We start from the raw sequence: 24,831 nt of genomic DNA on the forward strand, positions 1-24,831 counted from the left end.
CGCATGCCCATGATGGCGACGAAACTCGGCACCAGCGGCGGGGTACTGGTCGTGGCCGTGATCGCCCTCGTCGGCGCCGCAGCGGGTGGAATCGTCGGCGCCCTCGGCAATACCGAGCCCTCTGCAGACGCCGCTGGCTGTCACACCGGCGCCACAGCGGCCCAACAGGTTGCGGGGTTGAGCGGTGAGCAAATGGACCACGCCGCCACCATCGTCGCGGTCGGCCGACAACAGGGCGTACCGCGCCGAGGCTGGGTAGTCGCGATCGCCGCCGCACTCCAGGAATCCCGCCTCCGCAACCTCGACTACGGCGACCGCGACAGCCTCGGCCTCTTCCAACAACGCCCGTCCATGGGTTGGGGAACCCCGCAGCAGATCACCACTCCCAGCTACGCAGCCACCCAGTTCTACACGCATCTCAAAGCCATCCCCGGCTGGCAGGACATGAGCATCACCGACGCCGCGCAAGCCGTCCAACGCTCCGGATTCCCCAACGCCTACGCCCAGCACGAACCCACCGCACGCACCATCGTCGCCGCCTTGACCGACGTTCGCTGTCAGCCTGTCTCCGCGACGACCGGCACCGGCAACTGCGCCACCATCCACGCGCCCACCGCCGCCGCACGTACCGCGATCAACTACGCCTGCGGACAACGCGGCCTTCCCTACGTGTGGGGAGGAAACGGTCCCGACGGCGGCCACTCCGGATTCGATTGCTCCGGCCTGACCAAGGCCGCCTACCGCGCGGCAGGCATCGACCTCCCTCGCACCGCCCACACCCAGTACCACTCGGGCACCCTCGTCCCGGACGGACAACCACTCCACCCCGGAGACCTCGTCCACTACGGCACCCCAGCCCACATTCACCACGTCGGCCTTTACATCGGCAACGGCAAGATGATCCACGCCCCCGACTTCGGCGAGGTCGTCAAGATCAGCAACTACCGTTACCCCGGCGACGAATACGCAGGCGCGACCCGACCGACCAAATAGGACTGATTGGATCTACCGTTCCACGACTGAACACAAACGACGCATGTTCGGGCACGACGCTATCTGACTAGCGTTCCGGGCACTCCGACTCGTCGGTGCTTCACTCCCCAACGTGTGCGGAGTTGAGGGCGAAGCGTTTCGGTGCGAGGCAGGTTTTGACGGCGTAACCCTCAGCAGTCAGTTTCTCGAGGGCGTTGTTGACTGCACCGCCTGAGCGTTGGAGGTCGGTACCGATACGGGCGGGTCCGAAACTTTCGCCAGGGTGGTCCGCGAGGTAGGCCGCGACAAGCGCGCGCAGACCGCCCTTGGCCAGTCGCTGCCGCGGCGCCGTTGACGAGGCAGGCGTGGCCGCGGTGGCGCCGCTCGCCGGGGTAGCGGCGTCGGTCGAACCGGTGACGTCACCACCGACCGGTGTGGATGTCGCGGCCGCAGGAGCGCCGGTGTCCGCGTCGTCGCGTGGGGTGTTGTCACGACCGGACACGTGAGCGGGCGCGTCGCTGGCGCCAGCGGTCGACGTCGCAGAGCTCACCGTGTCACCGGGCACGGGCGGCGCGGCGTGGGTGTTGTCGTCGAGCGTGGATGCCAGGGTCCAGGTGTCGGGATTCTGGGGGCTGTCACCGGGGGTACGCACGGCAGTGCCGTCACGGTCCCAAGCGACGAGGATTCTCGCCGCAGTCGAGCGGCCCACTCCAGCGATCTTGGCCAGGGCGCCGGTGCGGGCACCGGGATTCGCGGCCAAGGCGACGCGGACCTTGTCTTCGGCGGTGAGCGCGGCCGGGTCGGGGTCGGAGTTGGAGACGACCCGAAGGTGCCGCGGGGTGGTTGTGTTGTGGGACATGACGAACTCCCTGAGTAGGTTGTTGGGATTGGGGGTCATGCCCCGGCCGGGGCGTGTGTGCCCGCCGGTGCGCATCCGGCGTTGTGGGCGACACGTGTATGGACGCTCGATACGGGCGTTGATGTCAAGAACGCTGTCACCAACGAACGTGTGTCTCGTGTGGACATATGCGACACGGTGGGGTTTGTGGTGGGTGCGGGCGCGTCACCGGCGCAAGCGGTAGGGGTTGCGGCGTTCCCTGGCATCGCTGCACGGGCAGGCATGGTGCGGCGTGGTCCCGCCCGGCAGCGGGCGGGACTCGGTGTCCCCCATGCGTTCGATGGTGCGGCGCAGAATGTAGGCGGCCACGACCACCGGGGTCCAAGGGCCGGGTAGCAGTACGGCCACCACAGCCCAGGTAAGACGCCGACTTCGGTCGGATGATGCTGGTCCGGCGTCGTGGTGGCAGGCGCGGGGTCGCATGGCGGTTAGCCGTTGAGCACGGTCGTCGCGCGGATAAGGAGGCGTTCGGCGAGGTCGGCGAGTTCGTGGGAGCAGTTCACCGACCAGTGCCCGGGTGGGGTGGTCTGGTCGTGCCAGGTGCTCGGATCTTCCGAGACGAGGTGAGTCCCGGTCAGATGCTCGGAGAGGACCTCGGCGGTCGCGCTCGATTGGGCGCGGTAGGTGTCGCGATCGATGCGTACTCGGATGCGATGGTCGCCGCTGCGCACGATACGGATGTAGGTGTAGCGCTGCCGCGTACCGGTGGTGTTGTCGTCGAGGGTGATGTAGACGGGCGCGGGTGGGTCGATCATGGCTGCGGGTCCTTTCCGGTGTGACTGTCGGGCGGCGCAGCCGGTGGGGATAGGGACCGCACACGCGCTGCCGCGGCTACGCGGTCGTCGCATGCGGGGCTAGTGGGCGGCGCGCAGGGCTGCGGTGGCGGCGCGGCCGATCGCGCGGGCGGTGGTGGTCGGGTCGGTGAGGGTGTGCACGGTCGCGCCGCGCATGGGCTCGTTGCCGCCCGTGTGGGGTTCGAGCCACAGCACGCCGCATCCGCTGGCGCGGAGACGGTCGAGGTCGCGCTGGGCGGGAGCTTTGGTGGCTGTTTCGAAGCGCCCATCGGAGATGATCACCAGCAGACGCGCAGCGTCGGGTCGGCCCAGGTTAAGGGCACCGTCGAGGGCGCTGATCGCGGTGTCGATCTGGTGGGCCCGGTCGCCGGTGCCGAACTCGGTGACGTGTGGCGGTGTGGTGCCGGGGTGGGTGACCGGGCGGACGGTGTGTCCGAAGATCACGGCCGCGCTGGTGGCTGCGACGGTGGTGTGGCGGGTGGCTTCGGCCAGAATCCATGCGGCCGACGCGGTGGGCTCGGCGAAGGAGGCCATGGACCCGGACACGTCGCATGCGATCCCGATACGCAGCGGCGGGGCGGGCACGGTAGTACGGGTTGTGCGGGTGAACGGTTCGGCGGTGGGGATGGCACCGGCCGCACGTTGAGCATCGGCGGCCATGGCCCCGCGCATGCTCAGTCGTCCCGGGGGCGCGGCCGAGCGGGTTTTGGTGGGAGTGCGTTCGCAGGTCCCGGCCGTGGTCAGGGCGCGGGCCAGCTGTCGCGCGGCGTTCAGTTCACCCTGGGTTGGCGTGCGGGTGCCACGTAGCGGGGCACCCCGGCGCCGCGCGGAACGCCCTCCATTGAATACGGCGCGGGCGCTGGACCGGGCCCGCTCACGGGCCTCGTCGTCGGCCGCGCGGGCCTCGAGCTTGCGGGTGACCGGATCACTCGGCGCGGGTGCGGTGGCCACGGCGCGGCGCACCGCCTGGGTTGTCGCGGCCACAGCTTCCGTCAGCGGCGACGGGGACGCGCCACTGGGCTGGGCGCCGCTCTCGGCCGACCCGGGCGTGGGGGTGGATGTGCCGGGGGTGGGCGGTTGTTGGTGGGGGTCGGTGCCCATTGCTACGCACCAGCGTCGGCCGAGTTCGATCATGGCCTCGGCGTCGTCGTCGGCCGTGGTGTGGGCCTGCTGCCAGATCTCACGCAGGGCCTCGCGGGTGGTACTGCCGAGAAGGCTGTCGATCACGGTGGCCACCGGGGCGGTTTCGGCGGTGGTGAGCACGCCACCATCGACTCGGGCCAGCAGCAGCGCCGCGCAGCGTGCGGCGTCGTCGGCGGTCATGGCCGGACCTTGTCCTGCGGTGGCGTCGGTGTCGGCGAGGATGAGGTTGGTGGCACTGGCCCGCAGCCAGTACCGGTCGGCCGGGCGTCTGCGCAGGTGGGCGGCCTCGATGCGGGACTCCTCCAGCAGCTCGGCCGCTGCCCGCGCTCCGGGTGGTGCGGTCGTGGGGGCGCGCCATTGGGAATGTTTGGCGTGCGCGCACTCGTGGGTGAGCAGTCCCCACGCGACTCCGTAGCGTTTGCGGTCACCGACGCGGTGCGGGGCAACGGTGGCGGGGTCGACGTGGGAGTCGATGTGCGAGCCGTCGACTTCGATCGTCGCCACGTCCGGAACGAAGCAGGCGGGGGCGCCGCGTCCGGCCCCGGGCGCCACGGTCACGACGAGGTCGTCGCGGTCGGCGATCGCGGGCACCTCGTCGCCGAACGCGGCCGACAAGGTCAACCATCCCGGCGTGGTGGGGAACACGGCAGTCGGTGGCGCGGTGGGCGCGGCGATGTGGGTACTCATGACGGGCGTGCCCCTTTCTGCGAGGTACAGCGGGTGGGGTCAGAACTGCGGTCCCAGTGACAGCGGGGCCACATCGGTGCCGAAGACGTTGCGCACGGTCTCGGCGACCACGTCGCGGTCGGCTTCCGGTGCGATGCCGACCAGGTTTCCGGCAGCGGCGGCGGTGCCCAGTACCTCGGCGATCCGGTTGAACGCGATCAGTTCCCGCAGTTGCGGCGCCCACCCGATCTCGCCCTTCTCGAGCCGCGCGGCCAGGTTCCGCGCGACCCGAACCGCTTTGCTGTCGATCTTCAGTTGCGCGGCGAGGTCGTAGTCGGTGGAAACGTGGATCTGGGCGGCGAACCGGGACGACAGGGCGTCGGTGAGGACGGCCCCGTGCACGCCGGGGTTGTGTCCGGCCACGACGTAGAAACCGGGCTCAGCGTCGATCACTTCGTTCTTGTGCGTTTTCAGGATGATTTGGCGCCGCCCGTCCATGGCGGGATAGACCACGGCCAACACGGTGGGCGGGATCAACGTGGCATCGTCGATGAACAATGCGCGCCCTTCGCGCATGGCCGTGACCAACGGGCCGTAGGCGAATTCGTAGCGCCCGTCGGGGGTTTGGGTGTAGGAGCCGACGAAATCGTCGGTCACGGTGTCGCTGTCGCCGGGCACCGTGATCAGGTCGTCGAACGCGGCTTCCACGACCGACGTTTTCCCGGTTCCGGGCGGTCCGTACATCAACGCGGGCACGCCTGCCTCGCGTAGCCGTCGCAACGCGGTCACATCCGACAGGCCCGACAGTTTGCGCGGGTGGTACATCTGCCCGTTCGGTCGCCGAACGGGGCCGGTCACGATCGCGGACCCGGCGGCACCCGTGGGCTGGGGGCGGGCAGCCGCTGCGGCGGTTTGCCGCGTAGTGGCTGCGGCGCCCGCCGCGTCGCCGGTGGTGTCGGTGGCCTGGTAGGTCACGGGGTTGGTGCCGACTTGTTGGGCTTGGCCGCGTGTGGCCAGGGTGGCCAGCGCGTTACCCACGGCCCCGGATGACCGGCCCAATGCGGCAGCGATCCGGCCGGGGGTCAGTGCGGCGCCCGGGTCTTGGGCCAGGTGCTGGGCGACCATGCAGCGTAGTTCGCCGTTGCGTAAGCGGGCGGCCGTACCCGCGCCAGCGGGCGCGGCGCCCGATCCGGTCGGTGCCGTGGTCGTCGTGGTGGGCGTGGTCATGGCGGTGGTGTCCTTTCAAGTGGCGGGGCGGTGTGGTCCAGCGGTGACGGAAACGGGCGCGGGACGCGGGACGGCTAGTCGGCGGTAAGTTCGGTGGTGAGCGCTTCCACGGCGTGGTGTTCGCTGGTGGCGTGGTAGTGGGCGCCGTCGGCGGTCACCACGCGCCAGTGATCACCGCGCACCCGGTCGGCCGGGTAATACGTTCCGACCAATCGACCGTCGGGCCGCGTCACCGCCCCGTACAACAGTTGTTGCGCATCGGCCGGATCGATCATCACGGCGGTGACGGTGCACCCGTGGGCGGTGAATCGGCGCGTCACGATGTCCGGCAGCGGGGCCGGGTCGGCGGCGGGGTCCACGCGGCGCAACGCGTGCGGGTCCCGGGCGGGGGTGTGGTTCATGGCGTGGGGCCCCTTTCGGTCGGTGGCTGGGTGGGTCAGTGGTCCGCGGCGTCGAATTCGGTGGCGTACTGGTGGGCGGCGGCCGCTGCACCGGCCGCGTCGGCGCTGGCGTGTTGTTCGGTCCACCCGCAGTAACACAACGCGGTGGCGGTGCCGTCGGCGTGGGTGGTGATGTCGGCATAACACATAGCGTTCCCCGTTCGCGGTTTCGGATGATGGTTAAACCGTGCGGCCGAACAATTCTGCGCGGCTTCCGGCTTTCCCGGTGACACAACAAACATAACCCGAAACCGTGCGCCCCGCAACAGTTTTCCGGGGTCAATTTCAAATAATTTCGTTCACGTTTACTGATTGCAACATTAAACATTACACTAATGCAGATTCGATCACCGACGGCCATTTTCCACCACACCGAACAACGAAAGGGTGACAATAGAAATACCCAAATAAATAGAGAATGAGAAATGAGCCAGGAGGAGAAAGATTGAACGGTGAGACAGGGGCAACGCGCTTGGACTCCCCGACGACCCCCACCTCGACCTGCCTCGCGTTCCTGCTCGGCCTGATGTGCTGACCTGCTTGTTCCCAAGCGAGTCGGGGACACCGCTGGAACCCCCGGGAAGCGCCCTGAGCTGTGACGATAGTGGCCGTGAGGGGTTCCGCTTTAGACGGATTGCGCGGCGGCGGGTGCAGTGGCAGGTGCAAAGGCGCGTGCAGCGGCGCAAGTTTCGTCCACGGTGTCGGTGAAGTGTGCTGCCCGACGCACGCGACGGCGGGTTCAGACACGGCGCGGGGCCGGTCGCACCTGGTTGAGATGGTGCAGCATGTCTCGGACAGCATGCGCGAGGACGAGGTCGGAATGATGTGGTCACAGTTTTCGCAAATAGCCAGACCCGCCTGCGACTGTCGTTGTCGACGCCATCCGATGCGAGGCGATGTGTCGTGACGCTAGCATCGGCCGCCGACCGGGCGCGATGGTTCACACGAGTCTCTTTGTGGCGATATCGAGCGACGACGTCGGTGTCGATTCCGACGACTCGAAATTCCGTACGCCGCCGTGGCGATCGGGTCATGGAATGGCCGTCAGGAATGGCGATCGGCGGTCGTTTCGCGGGTGGGGATTCCCGTGTGCTGTTGCTGGAGACGGTGGGCCAGTTCGATGGTGTCTGCAGTGGGGGTGGTGTCGAGGTCGGCCAGGTGGGTGCGGAGCAGGGTGAGGGTGCCGGCGATCGCCGTGTGGCGTCCGAGGGTGTGTTGCAGGCGCATGATGTCGCGGTACAGAAGTTCGTTGTGCGGATCGAAACTTCGGGCGGTTTCCAGAAGGTCCAATGTGGATGATGGGTCGTCAGCAACGCGGGCACGGGCCAGTGCTGCCACGGCGTCGAGGGCGTCGCGGCGGGTGGCTTCGCGGACGGGGACGAGCCATTCGGCGTCCAGCCCGTCGGCCAGGGTTCCGGTGTAGCCGGTCACGATCGCTTCGGTCGCGGCGGTGCGTTCGTCGGGGGTGGCGGCGTAGCGGCGGCGGGCAACGGCGGCGGCGAAGTCCCGGTAGTCGACGGTAACCAAGGCGAAGTTGAGACGGTAGTGGCCGCGTTCGGCCAGGATCAGGTTGGTTGCGGTAGCGCCGGTGGCCTCGGACAGGACTCGGCGGAGCCGGGCCAGGACGGTGCGGATCGCACTGGCCGGGTTGCGGGGCGGGGTCTCGGGCCAGAGGGCATCGACGAGACGGTCGCGCGAGACTCCGTCGGGATGCACCGCAAGATAGGTCAGGACTTCCAACGGCCGTGCGCTCAACCGGCCGGTGAGGTCCTCCTCCGCACCCTCGGGGTGGGATCGCCAGTGCAGGGCGGGACTCCCCAGCACCGTGAACCGCAGCGGCGTCGCATCCGGCCCGGCGGGCCCGTCCCGGCTCGTGGCGGGCGGGCACGGTGCGTCGGGGTGGTCGGGTTCGGGGTGCGGCGGCGGGGCTGGTGAGGTGGGGTGCGCGGTGATTTCCAACTCGCCGCGGCCCTCCTCTGCCGACGCAGTCTTGGTGAGATGCGGCGAGATCTCGTCTTCGGCTTCTGCGGTCCGGTCGCTTCCTTGAGGCGGGTGGGTTCGGGCGAGGAACGTGAGGAGGTCACGGGCGTCGGCGGGCGGCAGGCGCAGGGCGCGGGTGCCGCGCAAGGGCTGGCCGAGGCCGGGGCCGGTGGCTGAGATGGTGCCGTTCGGTGTGACGTAGGCGGTCACCCCGGGCCGCCATGGGCCGAGCAGGAGCGCCGTGACCCCGCGGGAGGCGTGGTTGTCCAGGAGGTGTTGGAGCCGTGCCTGGGCGGCGGTCTGAACTGGTGGCGAGGCAACCAGAACGGTCGGCCTCCGGTCGTGGCCGGTGGCTGATTCCAGCGTGGACAACGCGGTGTCGAGATCGGCTACGACCGTGAGCGGTTCGGGAACATCCTCGGGCGAGGTGGTGGTGCCGAGCAAACGGGTCAGGTCGCCGTCCGGTATCAGGACCGTCGGCGCGGGTGGGCTGCCTGTCGGCGGGGCCAGGAGGGTGAGCAGCAGCGCGCGGAGTGCGGAGTCGCCACCGGGTCCGACCATGCCCAGTCCGTGGGTGCGGGCCAGGTCCAGCGCGATTCGGGTACTGGTGACCCTCTCCCCTACTGGGCCGGCGATGGATACGTCCACCGGGAGCGCGGGGGCTGCGGCTGCGGTGGTGTCGTCGGTGACCACGTGGCGTCCGGGCACCGCCAGTACTCGCGCAGGGTGGGGATTTGCCGGGTTCGAGTTCGAGGGGGCGGGGGTCTGGCCGTCGACAACAGCCGTGTCGCTGGTGTCGGTGTCGTCGGGGACGAGTTCGAGTACGGGTGGGGGGTCGTCGTGCTGGGCGTGTAGATGGGACAGGCGCAGCTGATAGACCACCGGAGCTTGTGGTGGGTCGTCGCCGCGCTCGAGGCTGCCGGGACGGTAGCGGGCGTGGTGGCGGCGTCGCGCGCGCAGCAGCAGGGCGCTGACCGCCGCCGCCAGGCCCAGCCCGACGAATGCTTCGCCGCCCCATGTGACGACGCCGGCGGAGGGATCATCCTCCTCCGTTGTGTCGGCTGCCCCGTCCGGCGTGGGTGTGGGTGTGGCAGTCGCGGACGGTGGTGGTGTGGTGGGCGGTGTGGGCTGCGTCGGTGGGGCAGCAGCGTCGGTCGTGGTGTCGCGTGTCGGGGTGGTGTGGTCGGCAGGTAGGCGCAGGAGGTCTCCGGGGTGGATGAGGTTCGGGTCGGTCAAGACGCGCGGTCCGCGCTGGGTGCTGCCGCGGTTGAGCGCCCAGATTTCGGGCCAGCGGTCGCCGTCGCCGAGGCGTCGCTGGGCGATCCGCCACAGCGAGTCGTGTACGCCCTCGGACGGGGGCCGCACCCGCTCCAGTCCATCGGTGCGTGTGTCGGCCGGTGTGTGGAAGGGCTGGTTTGTCGTGGGCGGTGCGGTGGCTGCGGGCGTACTCGGCCCAACTGTCGCGGCAGGTAGGCCCGGGCTGGCCGGCATGGCCAGGGCGGAGCGCCCGAGAACGGTCACCAACAGGGCTCCCACGAGGACTCCGGCCACGCGCCGCAGCGGTCCGCGTGGCGGCCGACGGGAGCCGCGTGCAGCGTCACGGGCGCACACGGCGACGTCGACGGCGAACACCGCCCAGATCACCCAGGCCGCGCAGGCCAGCGCATCGAGCAGGAAGGCGGTCGACATCGGCGTCGTCACCACGGCGCGTAGTTCGCTGAGGCTGGGCACGTGGTCCGGCAGGGGCCAGCCGACCCCGCCGATCAGCATTCCGGGTACCCCTGCCAGCAGTCCGAGCAGCACGACCCCGGCGAGCACTGCCGACCCGACGCGGCTGAGTAGCCCGGCCCGGTGCGGGGGACGGAGTGGTCGGCTCATCCGGTGCTCGCAGCGGGTGGGGATGCCGCGTACGTGTCGTCACTGCCGCCGCTGTCGGGGCTGTCCGGTTCGGCGGTCTGTGGTGTGGATGCGGCTTCGGTGTGGGAAGGGCGTGGCCGTGAGCGGCGGGTGCGGGCGTTATCGGTGGCGGGACGTTTGCGGGGCCGTCCGCGTGGTTTGGCGGCCTTTTCTTTCCACCGCGTCAGGTCTGCGGCCGGGACGTCGGTGACCTGGGCCAGCTCGGCAATGTCGATGACGTCGGCGGCACTGGCGACCGCGGTGGACAGTTCGCGCTCCAGGTCGGCGAGCTGACCGGACACCGTGCTGTGCCGCCGTGCCAGTTCGCCGATAGTGGTGGCCGCCTCGGCGCGGCGGGCCGTGCGGGCGGCATCCACTTCGTCGAGTCGGCGAGTGATCTCGTCGTGTGAATTCACCATGGCAGGTGTTCCTTCCTCACATCGGTCGCGCGGGGGTTCTCAGGGTTCGATGCCGCGGACTCCTCGGTGGGGCTGGGCCGAGGCGTGCGCGCGGGTGTGGATGTCGTCGATGCCGGCCAGCGACAGCAGTTGCGGCTGGTAGGTGGCCGACACGGCCACGGTGACGATTCGCCCGCTGGTGGTGACGGTGCCGGTGGCGCCGACGCTGGCCAGGTAGCGCTGGGCCAGCAGCCGCGCACGGGCCGGGTCGATCTGCACCTCGCCGGTCGCGCGGTAGGTGGCCAGGTCGAGGGCTTGCGCTCCGGCGCGGGCGGCGGATTCGGCGTGCCCGTTCGCGCGGACGGTGGCCGCCAGCGCGAGTCCGCCATCCAGGCTCAACCCGATGAGGGCGAGCAGTCCGATGCAGGCGGCGAGGACGAAGGCGGTGACTTGACCCGCCTCCTCGCGCCACCACCGCGGCCACCCGTCGCGGGGCTCGGCCGCGCTCATGGCCGGGCCCCGGACGGTTGGGAGCGGTGAACGTCGACGACCTCGGAAGCGGTGGAGGACAACGTGCGCTCGCCCGGCGTGCCGAGCAGGAGCGCTTGCCCGAGGTCCACGGTGCAGCTCACGCGCACGGTGACCGTCTGGCCCGGAGCCGGCCGGCCGGACAGACGCGTGCTGGGGTTGCGGCACACGAGTCCGGCGCGAGCCAGCGCGGCCGTGGCGGTCTGGCTGGCTGCGGTGGCGGCGGCGGGAGTGGTGCGGTGCAAGGTAGCGGCGCGGGCGGCTTGGTGGGCTACGTCGTCGATGCGCAGACGTGCCTCGACTCCGCGATGCACGAGCACGGCGACAAACACCAGGAGCAGCACCAGGAGAGGTGCGATCAGTACGGCTTCGGTGGTGGCCGATCCGCGCTCGGCGGCCCACCAGGCACGCCACCGGACACGGCGTCTGGACCGGGTGATGACGGGAGTCATGAGAGTCCTCCCCGAGTACTGCTGGAGGGCCAGGTGTGAGGTGGGTGTTCCCAGACGAATGCGCCGGCGCTGGTGAGATCGCGGGCGGCAGTGATCGAGGCGAACACCGCCGGTGGCAGCTCCGCGGCCGCCGAACAGGCGAGTGCGAGCTCCTCGGTGCGCGGCAGCGTGTCCGTGGTGGCTGCGGCGCGTGTGGCGAGGTCCGCGTGGCGTAGCTTGGCCTCCCATGCCCGCACCAGGCTCGCGCAGGCGTGGGCGTGGCAGGAGACGTCGTCGAGGGCGGCGTCGGCGGCAGTCACCGCCCGGCGGGCGGCGGCAATCTCGGCCGGCTCCTGTTCGTGGAGGCCGGCGAGTTCGTCCAGCAGGGCACGGGCGGGGGCCGTGCGGTGCAGGAACGTGAGGACGTGCCATGCCACGCGATGCAGCTGGACGGGCATGGCCGGGTCGAGCCAGGGGCGTGCCGGGCTGGCGTGCACCTCAGCGACCGCCTGCATGAGGCTGCGCACGGTGCGCTGCTGTGCCTTGTCGCTGGTGAGCGCGCGACTGCGCAGGAACATCCCGGCCGCACGGCCTTCAGCAGTGGCCGCGACGTGGATCAGGGGGCGGCAGGCGCGGCGGCGACCGACCAGCACGGCCGTCACGGCCATCAAAATCCCGGCGGCGCAGGCGGAGGCGCCGACGAACCCGGTCCCGGCGCCCGCCAGGATCGCCACCGCAGCCAGCGCAACACCGGCGAGTCCACACAGCACAGTGGCTGGGTGCAGCGCCGCACGTAGGCGCGCGGCGCGCCAGTCCCGCGGAGTGAGGTCGGGATTGATCAGCACGCAATCGGGGCCGTCGGCGAACCGGGCCGTCTGCACCGGACTGGGCGTAGGGGTGGCGTCGGTGCTGTGCATCAGCGTCTCCTGGGGCATGGCACGGATTCACCGCCCTGACCACGGTTTCGCCGTGGAGGTGTCGGGCACGAACCTCTCCCGCGGGCCGGATGCCTCCGCCGTGACGGCCAGGTGCAGGCCGGGCAGGACCGGGGTGGCGTGGCCGCTCACGCGCGCCGACGCCCCGCGCGGACCGCGGGATACCGTCAGCTCGGCCTCGCGCAGGGGCCCTGGGGCCAGGGCGGTGAGCACGTGGCTGCCGGCGTCCTGTCCGGCGGCGATGGTCCCGCGGTGGGTGCGGGCGGCGGCCAGGGCTTGGGACGCTGCGGCTTGGGCGACGTGGGTGGCGTGCGACCACAGGGCAAACTGGATGATCAGCAGGAGCGTCAGCAGCAACAGCGGTGTCGCGAGCACCAGCTCCACAGTGACCTCGCCCCGGTCACCGCGCGCCGCCGCGCGCACCCGCATCACCGGCCCGGCGGCGCGTGTTCGGTGTCGGCCTGCGGCGGTCATGTCAGCCGAGGTCGATCGAGTTGGCCTTCTGGGTCAGTTTGGCCACGATGATGCCGATGATGGCGATCGCCGCGATGGCCATCAGAGCGGTCACGATCACCGTGGTCGTGATCTCGCCACGCTCGGGATCGCTGCGCAGCACCGCCGCGCGGCTCCACATCAGGGCCCACACGACGCGGATCTGACTCTTCATGATGTGACCTTCCTTCCTTGACATGTCGACGGATTCACGAATCCGAGCGCGCATCCCTAAAGTCCATTGAGGACACTCAGGACGGCCGGGTAGGCGATGAACCCGAGGAATCCGACGAACAACAGCGTCACCGGCAGGGCCATGCGTTCAGTGGCGGCTTGAGCCTCGCGCTCGGCGTCGGTGATCTGGTGGGTGCGGAGGGCGCGAGCCTTAGCCGCCAGTGAGGTACGTACGCGGGCGCCTTCGGTACCGGCCAGGGAGATGGCAGCGGCCAGTTCGGACAGTTCGGTGATCTCGAGTTCCTCGCCAAGGCGGCGCAGGCTCTCCCACGGGGTCGTACGAGTCAGGTGCGCGGCGCCGAGGGATCGGCGGATCGCGGTGAAGGCGGGTCCGGTACCGACGTCGGCAGCATCGGCGAGGGCGGCTTCGATGCCGGCTCCGCCGGCCAGAGTGATCCACACCAGGTCCAGGTATGCCGACAGGGCGTCCCGGAACTCGCGGCGCAGCCGTCTGGCCCGGCCACGCACGTGCAGATCGGGCACGAGGAAGCCGGCAGCCGCGCCGGCGAGACCGGCCAGCACCGGGACCTCGACCGCGATCGGCGCGCCGGTGAGAGCCAGCAACACGGCGGCCAGTCCGGGTGTGAGCAACGCTGCCGCGGCCAGCAGTACCTGGGTGGCCAGGTGAGTCGCGGGGCCGCGGCCGGTGATGCGCAGCTCGGCGGCGATGCCCGCCCCGGGGAGTCCGAACCGGCGCAGTACGGGCGTGACGTGGCGGCCCCAACGCGCGACCCACGGGGCTTCGGCCGCGTCGGTCAGCGGTGGGGCGCTGTCGGGGCGCGCCAGCGGTGCCCATTGGTCGCTCAGGCGCGGGCGGGCCGGGGCGGCCCACACCAGCAGCAGCCACAGGCCCAGCCCGGTGCCGCCGCCGAACACCAGCGCCGGCATCACGGCCGCTCACCTCCGGCCACGGCGGTGGTGGGCGGCTCCAGGTCGATAAGGCGCGCCGTGCGCCGGCCGCCGCCGATGCGGGCCAGCCAGGCAAAGCCCGCAGCGAAGCTCGCACCGATCACGGCGAGCACGAGTTGTCCGGCCGGGGTGTTGTAGACGTCGAGGTAGGCGCGGTTGAACACCACGACGCCAGCAGCGAACGCACCGGTGGTGGCCACAATGACCCGTACCGAGGTTCGGGTGCGGGCGCGCCCGGTCTCCACGCGCATCCGCATCGCCGCCTGCTCGCGCGCAGTGGTGGCCAGCGAGCCGAGCAGTTCGGTCAAGTGCCGTGCCTGGTGCTCGGCGGCCAGCACCAGCGCGGCCAGCACCAGGTCCGCGGTCGGGTCGTCGAGTTCACGCGCGAGGCGCCGCAGGGCCGGCGCGAGGCGAACCCCGCTTTCCAGTCGCGCGGCCAGGGCAGTGATCTCGGGACGGATCGCCTGCGGGGCGATCGGGGCCGTGGCGAGGATCGCCTGTTCGAGGCCGGCGGCTGCCGAGAGCACATCGCGCAGCATCTCTGCCCACGCGGCGATCGCCTCGATGCGAGCAAGCCGGCGGGCGTGAGCGCGATCGGGGCCGAGCAAGCGGGGCAGGAACCACACCGCAGCCGCGGCCAATACCCCGCCGACGATCCATCCCGTCCCGACCGCGGAGAGGACGCCGATCGCGGCGACCAGGGCCACGCGTATCCCCGCGCCCGGCCGCCCCGCCGCAGCGCGCACTCGACGCACCCATCCCCCGTCGTGGCGCGGTCGAATCACCGTCGTGGGGCGTAGTGCGGTGATGATCAGTCCGATGCCGCCGGCCACACCCAGGCCCACCCCGGCGGCGATGAGGACGCTCGCCGCGGTGGTCATGGCCGCCGCTCCTGGCCGGCTCGGGTGCACCGATCGGGCGTGTAGCCGACGGCGACGAGGTCGTCGAGGGTGTCGGTGCGCAGGGCGCCGGGCAGGAGGACGGCGCGCCGATCGGGACCGCGGCGGGCAACTTCGTTGGAGATCACCGCCCCGGCCTCGGCATCGACGACCTCACGGATGGACGCGATCACGCGGATGGTGCGGTCGCAGGCACGGTCGAGATGCACCACGAAATGCACGGCACTGGCCACCAATAGGGCGGTGGCCTCCAGCGACAACCGCTCCGGGCCTTGCGCGGCGTAGGAGGCCAGGCGCGTGAACGCGATCTTCGAGCTAGAGGCGTGCAGCGTGGCCATCGACCCGTCGTTGCCCTGGCTCATGGCGTTGCACATCGGGATGACTTCGGCGCCGCGGATCTCGCCGACGATGACCCGGTCCGGGGACATGCGCAGTCCCCAGCGCACGAGCTCGGCCTGATCGATCGCACCCTCGCCTTCGACGTTGGGCTGGCGTGCCTGCAACGCGGTCACGTCAGCGTGCAGGGACGGGTCGAGGTCCAAACCGAGTTCGAAGGCGTCTTCGATCGTGACGATCCGCTCGAACGGGTCCATCTCCGAGGCCAGAGCACGCAGCAGCGTGGTCTTGCCTGCCCCGGTGCCGCCGGTGATCAGAACGTTCTTGCGCGCTCGCACCAGGGCACGCAAAAACTGTTCCAGTTCCCCGTCGAGGGTGCCTCCCCGGCGCAGCTGGGCGAGGGTGGTCGTGCGATAGCCGTGCCGGCGGATCGTGCATGCGGTGACCCCGCTGGCGGTCAGACCCAGCACTGCGAACAGCCGCTCGCCGCCGGGCAGTTGTAGGTTCAATGCTGGCGAGCCGCGGTCGAACCGGCGTTCCTCCGACGAGGCCCGCGCGGCCAGTGTGCGGATCAGGTCGGTGAGTTCGTCGTTGGACTCGGCCACGGGTGCAGCTGGCGCGCGGCGCCCGTCGGCGTAGTGCACGACCACCCGATCGAAGCGGTTGACCACGATGGTCTCGACCGATGGGTCGTCCAGCAGTGGTTGCAGTCGGCCCAGTCCGAACACCTCGTCCAACACCTGCTCGACAACGACGCTTTCGGTGGCCGAGTCGAGCAATGCGCGCCCGGCGAGGAGTTCGGCTTCGCTATGGGCCGCCAGGGCGGTTTCGACGATCTCGCGGCCGATGTGGCGGCGCCGCGAGTTCGGGAGCATCGGCCCGCCGCCGGCGGTGGCGCCCTCGCCAGCGGCCTCGACGCGGTCGGGCATCTCGGTGGCCAACGCCTCGCGTAAGCGCGCACGCAACCGGTGACGCGGCTCGCCAGGCTCCCCGGCCGGCGCAGCGGTGGTGTGGTGGATGAAGGTCATGACAGGGGCTCCTGTCCGGCCGAGGTGGAGTGCTGGACGTCGCGACGGACCTGCTCTCCCGCCGATGGCGGCGATGGCGGCGACGCCGGCGCTGAGGGCGAGGGCGGGCCGGGCAGGCTCGGGCCAGCAGTCCGCACCTGTTGCGGCGGCACTCCGGGCACGGCCGCAGGCAGGCCGCCGTCTGGCGTCGGTCGTGGCGTAGCGCTCGGGGCGGTGAGGGCGCGGGCTAGCGCGGCGATGCGGCGAGCCAAACCACGGCGACGCTGCGCAGGCGGCGTGATCCTGGTGAGGGCGGCGGCGCCGGTCGGGTCATGGGGCAGACGCCCGATCGTGGGAATGCCGAGGGCGCGTTCAACGTCCCGGGTGGAATGGCCGGTGCCGGTGAGTAGCAGGCAGGGCCGCGGGGTCCACGCGGCCAGCTCGCCAAGGCGGGCGGCGGTGTGCGCCAACTCGTCCGGGCGGGTGCCACTGACCAGGAGCAGAACATCGGCCTGGCGAGCGATCGCCTCGGCGGGTGTGGCCGGGCCGAGTCGTCCGCAGTCCGCGAGCAGCACCACGCCGGGGTTGGCCGCCGCACCACGGAGAAGTGAACGGCCCGGTCCGCTGGCCAGAATGGTCAGCGCCGCGTGGGCCTGAGCGGCAGCCGGTGGGGCGGGCAGGACATGGCTGCCTCCCACCACGAGGTGGGTGTGGTCCCACACGGCCGCAGGCTCGCGGGTGCGACGGGTGGCGGCGGCGAAGCTGGCCAAGCCCGGCGTGGCGGGTAGGCCATAGCGGACAGCCAGATCCCCACCGGAGGGATCGAGTTCGGCCACCAGACGGCGGGTGTGCTGCGCCTCAGGCCACAGCGCTGCCAGGGCGGTGGTCACAGTGGTCACGCCTGGTGCGCCTTTGACCGAGCCCACGGCGATGAGCATCAGCGATCACCCCCGCCCGACTGCAGGACCAGGGCGATCCGCCCGGCCGGAACTTGCGCAAGCTGCCCGGCCTGTTCGGCCGACATTTCGAGCGAGACGACCGTGGTCTGGTCCGTCTCGGCCGGGGCCAGGCTGAGTACGGTGGCAGACCACGCAGCCCCGGGCTCGGGCCCTTCGGTGACAGCAGGACCACCTTCTGACGTGGTGACCAGCACGCGCACCGGGTGGCCTGCGGCGAGTTCCGGTGGGTATCGGCCGGGCGCGAGGGCGACGGCGACCACCGAACGGCCCTCGCCCGGCAGGGCGGTCGGGCCGACGACCTCGCCATTGAGCAGAGCGCCCGCCGGCAGGTTCGTGGCCAACGGCCGTCCCACGAGGCTGTGGGCGCGATCGGCGGGAATCAGATCGAGGTCGGCGTCGGTGGACACCTCGACAGTGCGCAGGTCGGCGCGCGTCAGTACCTGCCCGACGGTGACCGGGTGGGCCAGCGCTACCACCGGTGTGCGCGCTGCGGCGGCGGTGCTCCACCACAGCGCGCCGGCCACACAGGCCACGACCAACAGCGCCCCGGTCACCAGGTGCGGAATGCGCCGACCCGGCGCGGACCTAGACCGGTAACTGGCTGTGCCGGACGGATCGGCCCAGGCTCCGGCCTGCGCCGCGTGTTCCCCGTGCGTGGGGGTCGTCGTGCTGGTCATCGCGGGTTCTCCAGGCATAGCTCGTCCGCACCGCGTATGCCGGTGCTGGTCAGCCGCGGCAACGCAGTCAGCAAAGGGACAGATTGTGCGAAGTTGTCGACGAATTCGGGTGGCGGTTTATCCGGTGCCGAGTGCTTGGGCTTCGGCGACGCGGAACGAGGTCTCGTCGTCGGTGGTCATGTTCGGAAAGCGGCCTTGCTCGCCGGCGCCCGACCAGGTGATCTGCCACGACACGGTGGCCGTGACCGGAAACCGTGCTTCAGCGGCACCGGCCGAGGAACGTTGGTAGGTGTGGCCGCAATCCGGCGACGCGCTGTCCGGATTGCCCTCCGGTGGGAATTCGGTTCCGGGGTCACGGCAGGTGAGGGTGGTGCCATCTCCCATTGACCACGACACCGATGTCGGCCGGGCGGTAGCGGTGACCGATACGCCTGGGACGGAGGCTGTGGCGGTATGCGGGCGCCACAGCCTGCTGTCGATCCACAGCCAGGTGGGCACTCGCACCAGCTGGGTACCGGCCGGGTTCGAGCCGATCGTCGGATTGGGCAGGCGTAGCTGTGAGCGGGCTTGGCGGGCCAGATTCTGTGGTGACGGTGCCGGCGGCTCCGCGTCGGCCGGAGCCTGGTTCGCCGGGATCCATACCGGCGCCCGGTACAGGCTGTCGCGAGTGCCCTCGCTGCTGCACCGGTAGACATACCAGCCACCGCCCCTGTCCCCGTCCTGCGCCAACACCACGTCCCGGCCGCGAGATCCTGCTTCGGCGACGGCGGTGCCAGTGGTGTGGGCAATCGGGCGGACATCGCCCGGTGGCCCGGACGAGCGGGGGACAGTGATGGTCTGGACACCGCCCGTTGGTGGTTGGTAGTCGCTGAGCACGTAGGAGCAGTCGGCCTCGGTGTCGCTGCCGCCGACGATCCGGTCCCCCTGCGGCTGCTCCTGCTCGGGCGCCGTCCCACCGCCGCCTTCCGGCTGCGGTGCGACCTGCGGGCGCGGCGGCGCAGGATCAGGTGCCGAGGGCGGATTGGGGGCACTGCCGGCGCCGAGGTCACAGTAGGGCGTGGGATCGCTGTTGCAATCCACACTGCCCCACCCGCCTGCCCATGCGGGGCTGGCTGCGCACCACACCAACGTCGCAGTCACCCCGGCGATACCGATCGTGCGGGCTAACATGTGCCCACGTCCTGAATGGCGAAGTCGGTGACCTTCCACGAGCCATCGACGGCCTTTTCGACCCGCGCTGTGATGTGCCGCCGCCCACCCGGGCCGTCATTGGCTGGTTTGCCGCTGTCGGCCTGGTATTTCACCCAGTCGCTGTCGTCGCCGCAGTCGACGATGTCCACTGTGGTCGGCTTGTCGGGCGGTGTGACGGCGTCCACTTCAGGGCTGTTGCGGGGCTCGCCCTTGGTGACCAGTCCGTTGTAGTGGTCGGCATACAAGCCACGCGAGATCCGCGACAACGCCTTCCCTGTGGCATTGCGCGCCAGCTTTGGTGAGCGCCAGTCCGAGGTCTTCGCAGCTGCGGCCATGTCGCGCCACATGCCCAGATACACCCGGATGGCCTGGCGACCAGCAGTTTCAGCGGGCACGGGGGTAGCCGTGGTCGGCGGGGTGCTCGTCGAAGCCGGCCCCGATGGCGGCGGGGGTGAGGACGGCGCGTTCCCGCCGGTGGCCGAGCTGCATGCGCTCACCACGACTCCGACGAGGACGGCCACGACGAAGCGGGTGGTGCGGTAATGAGTCATCACGGTCCCCCAAAGCATCAACGATCGCTGTCCACACCGGCCCCGCACACCGGGGCACCACTCCCCCGCGCCGGCACCGGCCCAGAAAACGACTTTCGCGCGTACTTCCTCACCGACGACGCGACTGCCAGGAAGTTCACCCGTTGGGTGGAGACTGTCCCGCCGGCGCCGCGAGCCCACAGCGACCGCGGTCAGGATGAGCACGTACGCGCCGCGGGACACGGAGGTGGCATGGTCGCGAGTGGGTGGTGGGTGGTCGCCGCCGCCGCGGCCGGCCTCGGTGTGGGGGCGGCGGCGAGCACGGCAACTCGCAGCTTCGTCAGCCTCAAGCGGCGTTGGGCGCGTTCGGGGTGGTTCGGCGCCGCGCTCACCGGCGTCGTATTCGCGGTGCTGGCCTGGCGACTGGCCGGGCGTGGTGAGCTGGTCGCGTTCGGCCTCGCCGCGGGGGTGGCGATTCCGTTGGGAATCATCGACTGGTGCGAGCACCGCCTGCCGCGCGTGCTGGCCTGGCCACAGCTGGGCGCTACAGCCCTCGCACTGGCATCGGTGGCGCTGGTGCGTAACACTCCCGAACCCGGGCTGCGAGCGCTTGCTGCGGCGGCCGCTGCCATGGTCTTCTTTCTGCTCCTCGCGCTGGCCAGCGGCGGCGGGGTCGGGGCAGGGGATCTGCCCGCGGCCGGACTGGTCGGACTCGTCACCGGGTGGATCGACTGGCCCCACGTCGCCGGCGCGCTGATCGCGGCGTCGGTGTTGGCGTTGGTGGTAGCCGTGCCGGCCCGCCAACACCGGACTCACCCGGGACCAGCGACGGTGCCCTTCGGGCCGTTCCTGTTCTGCGGGGCCCTGCTCATGGTGCTCGTCGGCGCCTGACGCCGCCGGGCTAGCCAATGCTGGCTCGGTGGTCCTCGCCGTCATCTCAGTGTGCTCCGATCGCGTCACGGGGGGCACTCATTCGCCGACCTGCTTGCCAGTCGGACCGGCCAGCTCGTGGTCAAGCTCGTCGGAGAAGGACCCGCCCGCAGCAGGTACGGATGATGGTTCGCTGCGGGGGCCGGGGACCGCGACATCGCCTCCAGGCCCGGCATCTCCTGGCAGGGCCGCTTCGGGGGGCATGTCAGCGGCGATACCAGGTCGCGATGTGGGAACCAGTTCGTGGACCCGGCCCCACTGGCGACAGCCCTCGCACCAAGACAGGCGGGGAATCATGTCGGGCTGGGCGATCAGCTCGGCGATATCGTGCTCAGCGACCTCGTCCAACGAGTGCGTATGGCCGCACTGCAACAGGAAATACGCCATCACCCTCCTCCAATCAGGACATGAACCAGCATCACGAGTGCGTACTGATGGGGAGGAGGGAGGGCGCTCCGCGTGCTGCGGTGAGCTGCGTAGGCTCTGGGGGCACATCAACCCACGCCACCGCAGCACGCGGAGCGCCTTGATTGAGTGGACACGTGGCCACCTGGGGAGGGCAAGGCACCTGTCACGTAACAACCGGTCAGTTGCAGCGCATCAACGCCGGAGGTGAACGATTTCCCATGAGTCCACTGTGACCGTGAACCAGCCCCACGGCCACGGTTCACAATGGACAATGGTGTGCACTTTGGGTGCTCATCCTGTGTCCATTCTGTCTAGATGAACATCATTGTCATCTGGACAAGAGTCGACGGCCGGCCCGCGGGGAGCTAAACTCTCGACGGGACCGATAGTCCGCTGTCTCCAGCTTCACTGGTGACCACCCGTTGACAACGCTGGTTATTGCGGTTCAGGAGTTGACGACCTGAACCGCCGCATCGCCTCAACGGTCGGACTCGCTCTACGACGACGTCATCGAGTCCAGCATGGTGTCGATGACCTGGTGGAGCCGATGCGGCTCGGACTCGGCCCTCGCAGTGATGTGCAGGCCCTGGAGGAGGACGACGAGCAGATCCGCCCGGGCTGCGCAGTCGATGTCGTCACGAATCTCGCCGGCGCGTTGGGCCTCACGGAGCGCCTGTTCGATTCCCGTTTCGAGGACGTGCAGTCCGGACCGGACGATCTTTCGGGCGGATTCGTCGTTCGGCAGGAGCTCGGCCGCGGTGTTGCCCAGCATGCAGCCCCGGCCGGGGTCGGTGACCGCGGCATCCAGCACATTGCCGAGCAGCGTGCGCACAGCCGCGAGCGGTGACCGTTGCGACGCGAGCGCTGCCGCGGCGGCACGGGTGTCTTCGACGTAGTCGTGCAGGGCGCGCAGGTACAGGTCGTGCTTGTTGCCGAGGGCGGCGTACAGACTCCCGGGCAACACACCGAGCTCGGTCGCCAGCTCTCGCAGCGACACGGCGGCATAGCCGCGTCGCCAGAACATGTCCTTCGCACCACTGACGACGTGCCGTTCGTCGAAGCCGCGGGGCCGGCCGGTTCGTGTCACAACGTGCATCGTACGACTTCTTGACCCTTCGGCCAAGAAGTGCCAGAGTCTTCTTGGTCATGCGTTCATAAATTTGGTGCCAAACGGCCGTATAGCGGCCAGCACGCCACTGGGAGGAGCAACTAATGCAGCCGCTGTTCTTACACACCAACGTCTCGCTGGACGGCTTCATCTGCGACACGGCGGGCCATATCGACTGGCACTTCTCGGATGAGGAGTTCCAGCAGTATTTGGACGGCTTGCTGGAATCGATCGACGGCATGGTGTTCGGTCGTGTGGCCTACGAACAGCTCGCTGCCTACTGGCCGACGGCGGGAGACGAGGTATCGATCGTTCAGCGGTCCAGAATGCGTGAGCTGCCCAAATACGTCCTGTCCCGGACACTGACAGCGGCCGACTGGTACAACACCCACTTGCTCGGCGAGGAGCCACTCACCGAGATCCGTCGGCTCACAATGCAACCCGGACGCGGCATCGCCGTATTCGCCGGTGGATCCGCTGCAACCTCGCTCCTAGAGGCCGAGCTGCTGGCCGAAGTCCGCCTCGTCCTCAATCCAATCCTGATCGGCGGAGGAACACGACTGTTCGCCGGCTCGTACCCGATCAGCACCTGGCGCTTGACCTCAAACCGCCCGTTCGCCTCTGGTGCAACGGTACTCACCTACGAACGGAGAACCCGATGATCATCGTTTCCGGCCACCTCCGCGTTCACCCGCACGACCGCGACCGCTTCCTGGAGCTGTCCCGTCCCGCCGTCTCGGCGGCACGCACGACCGCCGGATCCCACGACTTCGCCGTCTCCGCCGATCCCGTCGACGACGACCGCGTGAACATCTACGAACGCTGGGCGGACCGCGACACATTGGAAGCATTCCGCGGTGACGGTCCCAGCGACGACATCGCAGCACTGATCGCCAACGCCGAGATCCAAGAGTTCACAACGGTTCCATCAGATGCGCGAGGATGAACACCGACTGCCGTGATACTCCCTCGGTCCAGAAGGACCGTGACGATTCCTCCAACTGTGTGCCCGGGCGCTGGGGCCACGGGCGTCCGCCTGCCGCGGCCGGGGTGTGCTTGCCGCACCTACGGCCCGGCGGTTGGTCTGATGTCAGCGCCATCGGGCGAGATGGTGGCTGCCGCGCGTGCCTCGCCGTCGCGTGGGCTCAGCGTGGCCATCCTGGCGTGGAGTTCGTATCCGCGACGGTCGTGGAGCTTCTGCCAGAGTTCCATCGCGTCCCGATAGGAAGCTCGCGCGGCGTCGACGAGCCCGAGTGCCAGTAGAGCATTGCCCCGCGCTTCCAGAGTCTCGGCATGAAAACGTGGCTGGTGGCTGTGGCGATGAATGGTCAGTGCTGCGTCGAAATGCGTGAGCGCCGCACGTGGTTGCTGTTGTGCTGACAGAACGATTCCGAGCTGGTGATGGGCCAGGGCGGCTGCGGGGTGTCGAGGAGCGATGGTCAACACGCAAGCGAGCGCATCGTTGGCGTAGGCACGAGCGCGATCGTCGTTGCCGAGGGCTTCGTGCGTGGCGGCGAGCAGGGCTCTGACTATCGCGGCGCCGAGCGGGAACTCGGTCTGGTCGAACAACTGAGCGGCATGTTCGTAGGCGGTTCGCGCCTCGACATGGTGTCCGGCTGAAGAGTAGGCAGTAGCGGTCGCGAACTCGCTCCACGCCAGTCCTGCTCTGTCACCCGATGATGCCTGCAGATCCGCGGCTCGGCGAAGGTGGTCGAGTGCATGGTCGGTGTGCCCGGCGTGATGTAGTGCCCATCCGAGACTTTGGGTGCAGCGGCCGATGCCGAGGTCGGTTTCGAGATCGCGAGCGGCAGCGAGGCCTTCCGCGGCAGCGGTGAGCCACGTCGTCCAGGTGTCGGTGAGCTGGAAGTAGGGCTGCAAGAGCGTGGGCAGCATCCAGGCTGCGTCCTTCGCGTTGTGGGATCGGGCGTGACGGGCGATGTCGATGATGGTGTGTGCTTCCTTGTCACACCACGCGAGAGCGGCCTCGTAGTCGCCGGCGGGAAACGGCGGACTGACTGGGGACGGGCATTCGAGGACGGGGTCGGCCCATCCGGGCGCCAACGCGTTTGCTGCTCGCCATGCCGTGGCGGCGTACCACTGCAGGAGTCGGTCATGAGCATGTTCGATCTCCGACAACGGGTCGTCCACGATGGCCCGCCCAGCGGCGTAGGAACGCAGGAGATCGTTCATCTGTACCTGGTCGGAATGATCCGGGGCGTCGTCAACCAGGTGGGCGCGACGGAGTTCGTCGAGTGAGTCGAGGGCTGTGGTGGCAGGCAGCCCGCATTGGACAGCGACGGCGTCGGCGCTGATCAGGCTGGCCGGAATGATGCCGGCAAGGCGGAAGACCCGGCGGGTTTGGGGTGTGAGCGCGAGGTAGGACAGGTCGATGACGGCATGCACGTTCACCGCGGGGTCGGATGAGGTGAAGACGTCGAGACGTCGGGTATCGCTGTCGAGGCGTTCGGCCAGCGTCTGTAGGGCTTCGCGGGGGTGTTGCTGGATGCGTTCGGCTGCGATGAGGATCGCCATGGGCAGGTGTCCACAGCGGGAGGCGATCCTGATGGCGGCATCGCGCTCGACGTCGATGCGGGCGTGGCCCGCTCGCATGCGTAGCAGGGTCAATGCTTCGTGGGCGGTCAGGGGCGGGAGGGTGATGTGCACGCCACCGGTGCGCAGAAGTAGCGAGGATTGGCGTTCCCGACTGGTCAGCACCACGACGCTGCCCGCGCCTGGCAGTAGATCGGCTACCTGGTCGTAGCTGGCGATGTTGTCGAGTACGACCACGGCCGGGCGCTGGGCCAGCAGCGACCGGTAGTGCGCGGCCCGTTCGGCGAGGGTGC

28 protein-coding genes are annotated in these 24,831 nt (G+C 69.7%); 4 read left to right on the forward strand and 24 right to left on the reverse strand.

The annotated features are described in order from the left end of the window. The first annotated feature begins 12 nt into the window (after window positions 1-12). The gene (locus tag FB384_RS25410) at window positions 13-993 is read left to right on the forward strand and encodes a C40 family peptidase (RefSeq protein ID WP_183787408.1); all 981 of its coding nucleotides are present in this window, start codon (window positions 13-15) and stop codon (window positions 991-993) included. 100 nt (window positions 994-1,093) lie between these two features. On the opposite strand, the gene FB384_RS25415 is transcribed toward FB384_RS25410, so the two are convergent. From FB384_RS25415 to FB384_RS25515, 21 genes are all read right to left on the reverse strand, one after another. Beyond that, complete coding sequence (locus FB384_RS25415; RefSeq protein WP_183787379.1) at window positions 1,094-1,831, reverse strand: hypothetical protein; 738 nt, start codon at window positions 1,829-1,831, stop codon at window positions 1,094-1,096. 204 nt (window positions 1,832-2,035) lie between these two features. After that, window positions 2,036-2,218, reverse strand: coding sequence for a hypothetical protein (locus FB384_RS25420; protein ID WP_183787380.1), 183 nt, complete (start codon window positions 2,216-2,218; stop codon window positions 2,036-2,038). Window positions 2,219-2,298: 80 nt separating this feature from the next. Then, window positions 2,299-2,625, reverse strand: a complete 327-nt coding sequence (locus tag FB384_RS25425) for a hypothetical protein (protein WP_183787381.1) — start codon at window positions 2,623-2,625, stop codon at window positions 2,299-2,301. Between the two features lie 99 nt (window positions 2,626-2,724). After that, the gene (locus FB384_RS25430; RefSeq protein ID WP_183787382.1) at window positions 2,725-4,494 is read right to left on the reverse strand and encodes a VWA domain-containing protein; all 1,770 of its coding nucleotides are present in this window, start codon (window positions 4,492-4,494) and stop codon (window positions 2,725-2,727) included. A 39-nt stretch (window positions 4,495-4,533) separates the two neighbouring features. Then, window positions 4,534-5,700 (reverse strand): AAA family ATPase, encoded by a 1,167-nt coding sequence (locus FB384_RS25435; protein ID WP_183787383.1) that lies wholly within the window; start codon window positions 5,698-5,700, stop codon window positions 4,534-4,536. Window positions 5,701-5,774: 74 nt separating this feature from the next. Beyond that, the gene (locus tag FB384_RS25440) at window positions 5,775-6,101 is read right to left on the reverse strand and encodes a hypothetical protein (RefSeq protein WP_228726694.1); all 327 of its coding nucleotides are present in this window, start codon (window positions 6,099-6,101) and stop codon (window positions 5,775-5,777) included. Between the two features lie 35 nt (window positions 6,102-6,136). Further along, complete coding sequence (locus FB384_RS25445) at window positions 6,137-6,289, reverse strand: hypothetical protein (protein ID WP_183787384.1); 153 nt, start codon at window positions 6,287-6,289, stop codon at window positions 6,137-6,139. An 895-nt stretch (window positions 6,290-7,184) separates the two neighbouring features. After that, the gene (locus FB384_RS25450) at window positions 7,185-9,998 is read right to left on the reverse strand and encodes a BTAD domain-containing putative transcriptional regulator (RefSeq protein ID WP_183787385.1); all 2,814 of its coding nucleotides are present in this window, start codon (window positions 9,996-9,998) and stop codon (window positions 7,185-7,187) included. Then, window positions 9,995-10,435 (reverse strand): hypothetical protein, encoded by a 441-nt coding sequence (locus tag FB384_RS25455; RefSeq protein WP_183787386.1) that lies wholly within the window; start codon window positions 10,433-10,435, stop codon window positions 9,995-9,997. Before FB384_RS25455 ends, FB384_RS25450 begins: the two co-directional genes overlap by 4 nt. Window positions 10,436-10,474: 39 nt before the next feature. Next, window positions 10,475-10,924, reverse strand: a complete 450-nt coding sequence (locus FB384_RS25460; RefSeq protein ID WP_183787387.1) for a pilus assembly protein TadG-related protein — start codon at window positions 10,922-10,924, stop codon at window positions 10,475-10,477. Then, window positions 10,921-11,394 carry a TadE/TadG family type IV pilus assembly protein gene (locus FB384_RS25465; RefSeq protein ID WP_183787388.1) on the reverse strand — a complete coding sequence of 158 codons (474 nt, stop codon included), beginning with the start codon at window positions 11,392-11,394 and terminating at the stop codon, window positions 10,921-10,923. Before FB384_RS25465 ends, FB384_RS25460 begins: the two co-directional genes overlap by 4 nt. Continuing rightward, window positions 11,391-12,290: a hypothetical protein gene (locus FB384_RS25470; RefSeq protein WP_183787389.1), complete on the reverse strand. Its 900-nt coding sequence runs from the start codon at window positions 12,288-12,290 to the stop codon at window positions 11,391-11,393. Before FB384_RS25470 ends, FB384_RS25465 begins: the two co-directional genes overlap by 4 nt. 27 nt (window positions 12,291-12,317) lie before the next feature. Next, window positions 12,318-12,782, reverse strand: coding sequence for a TadE/TadG family type IV pilus assembly protein (locus FB384_RS25475; RefSeq protein WP_183787390.1), 465 nt, complete (start codon window positions 12,780-12,782; stop codon window positions 12,318-12,320). 1 nt (window position 12,783) lies between these two features. Further along, window positions 12,784-12,975: a hypothetical protein gene (locus tag FB384_RS25480; protein WP_183787391.1), complete on the reverse strand. Its 192-nt coding sequence runs from the start codon at window positions 12,973-12,975 to the stop codon at window positions 12,784-12,786. Between the two features lie 56 nt (window positions 12,976-13,031). After that, on the reverse strand, window positions 13,032-13,925 hold the full coding sequence (locus FB384_RS25485) for a type II secretion system F family protein (RefSeq protein ID WP_323985433.1): 894 nt from the start codon (window positions 13,923-13,925) through the stop codon (window positions 13,032-13,034). Continuing rightward, the gene (locus FB384_RS25490; RefSeq protein WP_183787393.1) at window positions 13,922-14,824 is read right to left on the reverse strand and encodes a type II secretion system F family protein; all 903 of its coding nucleotides are present in this window, start codon (window positions 14,822-14,824) and stop codon (window positions 13,922-13,924) included. Before FB384_RS25490 ends, FB384_RS25485 begins: the two co-directional genes overlap by 4 nt. Then, a complete protein-coding gene (locus tag FB384_RS25495) occupies window positions 14,821-16,206 on the reverse strand; it encodes a CpaF family protein (RefSeq protein WP_183787394.1) in 1,386 nt (461 codons plus the stop codon). The genes FB384_RS25490 and FB384_RS25495 overlap by 4 nt, the downstream gene beginning before the upstream one ends. Next, window positions 16,203-17,123, reverse strand: a complete 921-nt coding sequence (locus FB384_RS25500) for a carbon monoxide dehydrogenase maturation protein (RefSeq protein WP_183787395.1) — start codon at window positions 17,121-17,123, stop codon at window positions 16,203-16,205. The genes FB384_RS25495 and FB384_RS25500 overlap by 4 nt, the downstream gene beginning before the upstream one ends. Continuing rightward, complete coding sequence (locus FB384_RS25505) at window positions 17,123-17,821, reverse strand: SAF domain-containing protein (RefSeq protein WP_183787396.1); 699 nt, start codon at window positions 17,819-17,821, stop codon at window positions 17,123-17,125. Before FB384_RS25505 ends, FB384_RS25500 begins: the two co-directional genes overlap by 1 nt. A gap of 117 nt (window positions 17,822-17,938) precedes the next feature. After that, window positions 17,939-18,991: a hypothetical protein gene (locus FB384_RS25510; protein ID WP_183787397.1), complete on the reverse strand. Its 1,053-nt coding sequence runs from the start codon at window positions 18,989-18,991 to the stop codon at window positions 17,939-17,941. Then, a complete protein-coding gene (locus tag FB384_RS25515; protein WP_323985434.1) occupies window positions 18,985-19,371 on the reverse strand; it encodes a hypothetical protein in 387 nt (128 codons plus the stop codon). The genes FB384_RS25510 and FB384_RS25515 overlap by 7 nt, the downstream gene beginning before the upstream one ends. A 423-nt stretch (window positions 19,372-19,794) precedes the next feature. Between FB384_RS25515 and FB384_RS25520 the strand changes: the two genes are divergently transcribed. Next, window positions 19,795-20,433 carry a prepilin peptidase gene (locus FB384_RS25520; protein ID WP_183787398.1) on the forward strand — a complete coding sequence of 213 codons (639 nt, stop codon included), beginning with the start codon at window positions 19,795-19,797 and terminating at the stop codon, window positions 20,431-20,433. A gap of 78 nt (window positions 20,434-20,511) precedes the next feature. On the opposite strand, the gene FB384_RS25525 is transcribed toward FB384_RS25520, so the two are convergent. After that, complete coding sequence (locus FB384_RS25525) at window positions 20,512-20,859, reverse strand: hypothetical protein (protein WP_183787399.1); 348 nt, start codon at window positions 20,857-20,859, stop codon at window positions 20,512-20,514. Window positions 20,860-21,376: 517 nt separating this feature from the next. Next, window positions 21,377-21,967 carry a TetR/AcrR family transcriptional regulator gene (locus tag FB384_RS25530; protein WP_183787400.1) on the reverse strand — a complete coding sequence of 197 codons (591 nt, stop codon included), beginning with the start codon at window positions 21,965-21,967 and terminating at the stop codon, window positions 21,377-21,379. Window positions 21,968-22,092: 125 nt separating this feature from the next. On the opposite strand from FB384_RS25530, the gene FB384_RS25535 reads away from it, so the two are divergent. Then, entirely contained in the window at window positions 22,093-22,650 is a 558-nt protein-coding gene (locus FB384_RS25535) for a dihydrofolate reductase family protein (RefSeq protein WP_183787401.1), read from the forward strand. Continuing rightward, on the forward strand, window positions 22,647-22,934 hold the full coding sequence (locus FB384_RS25540; protein ID WP_183787402.1) for a putative quinol monooxygenase: 288 nt from the start codon (window positions 22,647-22,649) through the stop codon (window positions 22,932-22,934). Before FB384_RS25535 ends, FB384_RS25540 begins: the two co-directional genes overlap by 4 nt. Window positions 22,935-23,053: 119 nt before the next feature. Here FB384_RS25540 and FB384_RS25545 read toward each other — a convergent pair. Next, window positions 23,054-24,831 (reverse strand): tetratricopeptide repeat protein (locus FB384_RS25545; RefSeq protein ID WP_183787403.1); only part of this gene is annotated, 1,778 nt, incomplete at its 5' end.

It is taken from the genome of Prauserella sediminis, assembly GCF_014195435.1.
Taxonomy (GTDB): Bacteria; Actinomycetota; Actinomycetes; order Mycobacteriales; family Pseudonocardiaceae; genus Prauserella; species Prauserella salsuginis.

Coding starts and splice junctions, on each gene's coding strand:
- FB384_RS25410 (WP_183787408.1), top strand. CDS start 13: ATGGCGACGAAACTCGGCACCAGCGGCGGGGTACTGGTCGTGGCCGTG.
- FB384_RS25415 (WP_183787379.1), bottom strand. CDS start 1,831: ATGTCCCACAACACAACCACCCCGCGGCACCTTCGGGTCGTCTCCAAC.
- FB384_RS25425 (WP_183787381.1), bottom strand. CDS start 2,625: ATGATCGACCCACCCGCGCCCGTCTACATCACCCTCGACGACAACACC.
- FB384_RS25430 (WP_183787382.1), bottom strand. CDS start 4,494: ATGAGTACCCACATCGCCGCGCCCACCGCGCCACCGACTGCCGTGTTC.
- FB384_RS25435 (WP_183787383.1), bottom strand. CDS start 5,700: ATGACCACGCCCACCACGACGACCACGGCACCGACCGGATCGGGCGCC.
- FB384_RS25440 (WP_228726694.1), bottom strand. CDS start 6,101: ATGAACCACACCCCCGCCCGGGACCCGCACGCGTTGCGCCGCGTGGAC.
- FB384_RS25445 (WP_183787384.1), bottom strand. CDS start 6,289: ATGTGTTATGCCGACATCACCACCCACGCCGACGGCACCGCCACCGCG.
- FB384_RS25450 (WP_183787385.1), bottom strand. CDS start 9,998: ATGAGCCGACCACTCCGTCCCCCGCACCGGGCCGGGCTACTCAGCCGC.
- FB384_RS25455 (WP_183787386.1), bottom strand. CDS start 10,435: ATGGTGAATTCACACGACGAGATCACTCGCCGACTCGACGAAGTGGAT.
- FB384_RS25460 (WP_183787387.1), bottom strand. CDS start 10,924: ATGAGCGCGGCCGAGCCCCGCGACGGGTGGCCGCGGTGGTGGCGCGAG.
- FB384_RS25465 (WP_183787388.1), bottom strand. CDS start 11,394: ATGACTCCCGTCATCACCCGGTCCAGACGCCGTGTCCGGTGGCGTGCC.
- FB384_RS25470 (WP_183787389.1), bottom strand. CDS start 12,290: ATGCACAGCACCGACGCCACCCCTACGCCCAGTCCGGTGCAGACGGCC.
- FB384_RS25475 (WP_183787390.1), bottom strand. CDS start 12,782: ATGACCGCCGCAGGCCGACACCGAACACGCGCCGCCGGGCCGGTGATG.
- FB384_RS25480 (WP_183787391.1), bottom strand. CDS start 12,975: ATGAAGAGTCAGATCCGCGTCGTGTGGGCCCTGATGTGGAGCCGCGCG.
- FB384_RS25490 (WP_183787393.1), bottom strand. CDS start 14,824: ATGACCACCGCGGCGAGCGTCCTCATCGCCGCCGGGGTGGGCCTGGGT.
- FB384_RS25495 (WP_183787394.1), bottom strand. CDS start 16,206: ATGACCTTCATCCACCACACCACCGCTGCGCCGGCCGGGGAGCCTGGC.
- FB384_RS25500 (WP_183787395.1), bottom strand. CDS start 17,123: ATGCTCATCGCCGTGGGCTCGGTCAAAGGCGCACCAGGCGTGACCACT.
- FB384_RS25505 (WP_183787396.1), bottom strand. CDS start 17,821: ATGACCAGCACGACGACCCCCACGCACGGGGAACACGCGGCGCAGGCC.
- FB384_RS25510 (WP_183787397.1), bottom strand. CDS start 18,991: ATGTTAGCCCGCACGATCGGTATCGCCGGGGTGACTGCGACGTTGGTG.
- FB384_RS25520 (WP_183787398.1), top strand. CDS start 19,795: ATGGTCGCGAGTGGGTGGTGGGTGGTCGCCGCCGCCGCGGCCGGCCTC.
- FB384_RS25525 (WP_183787399.1), bottom strand. CDS start 20,859: ATGGCGTATTTCCTGTTGCAGTGCGGCCATACGCACTCGTTGGACGAG.
- FB384_RS25535 (WP_183787401.1), top strand. CDS start 22,093: ATGCAGCCGCTGTTCTTACACACCAACGTCTCGCTGGACGGCTTCATC.
- FB384_RS25540 (WP_183787402.1), top strand. CDS start 22,647: ATGATCATCGTTTCCGGCCACCTCCGCGTTCACCCGCACGACCGCGAC.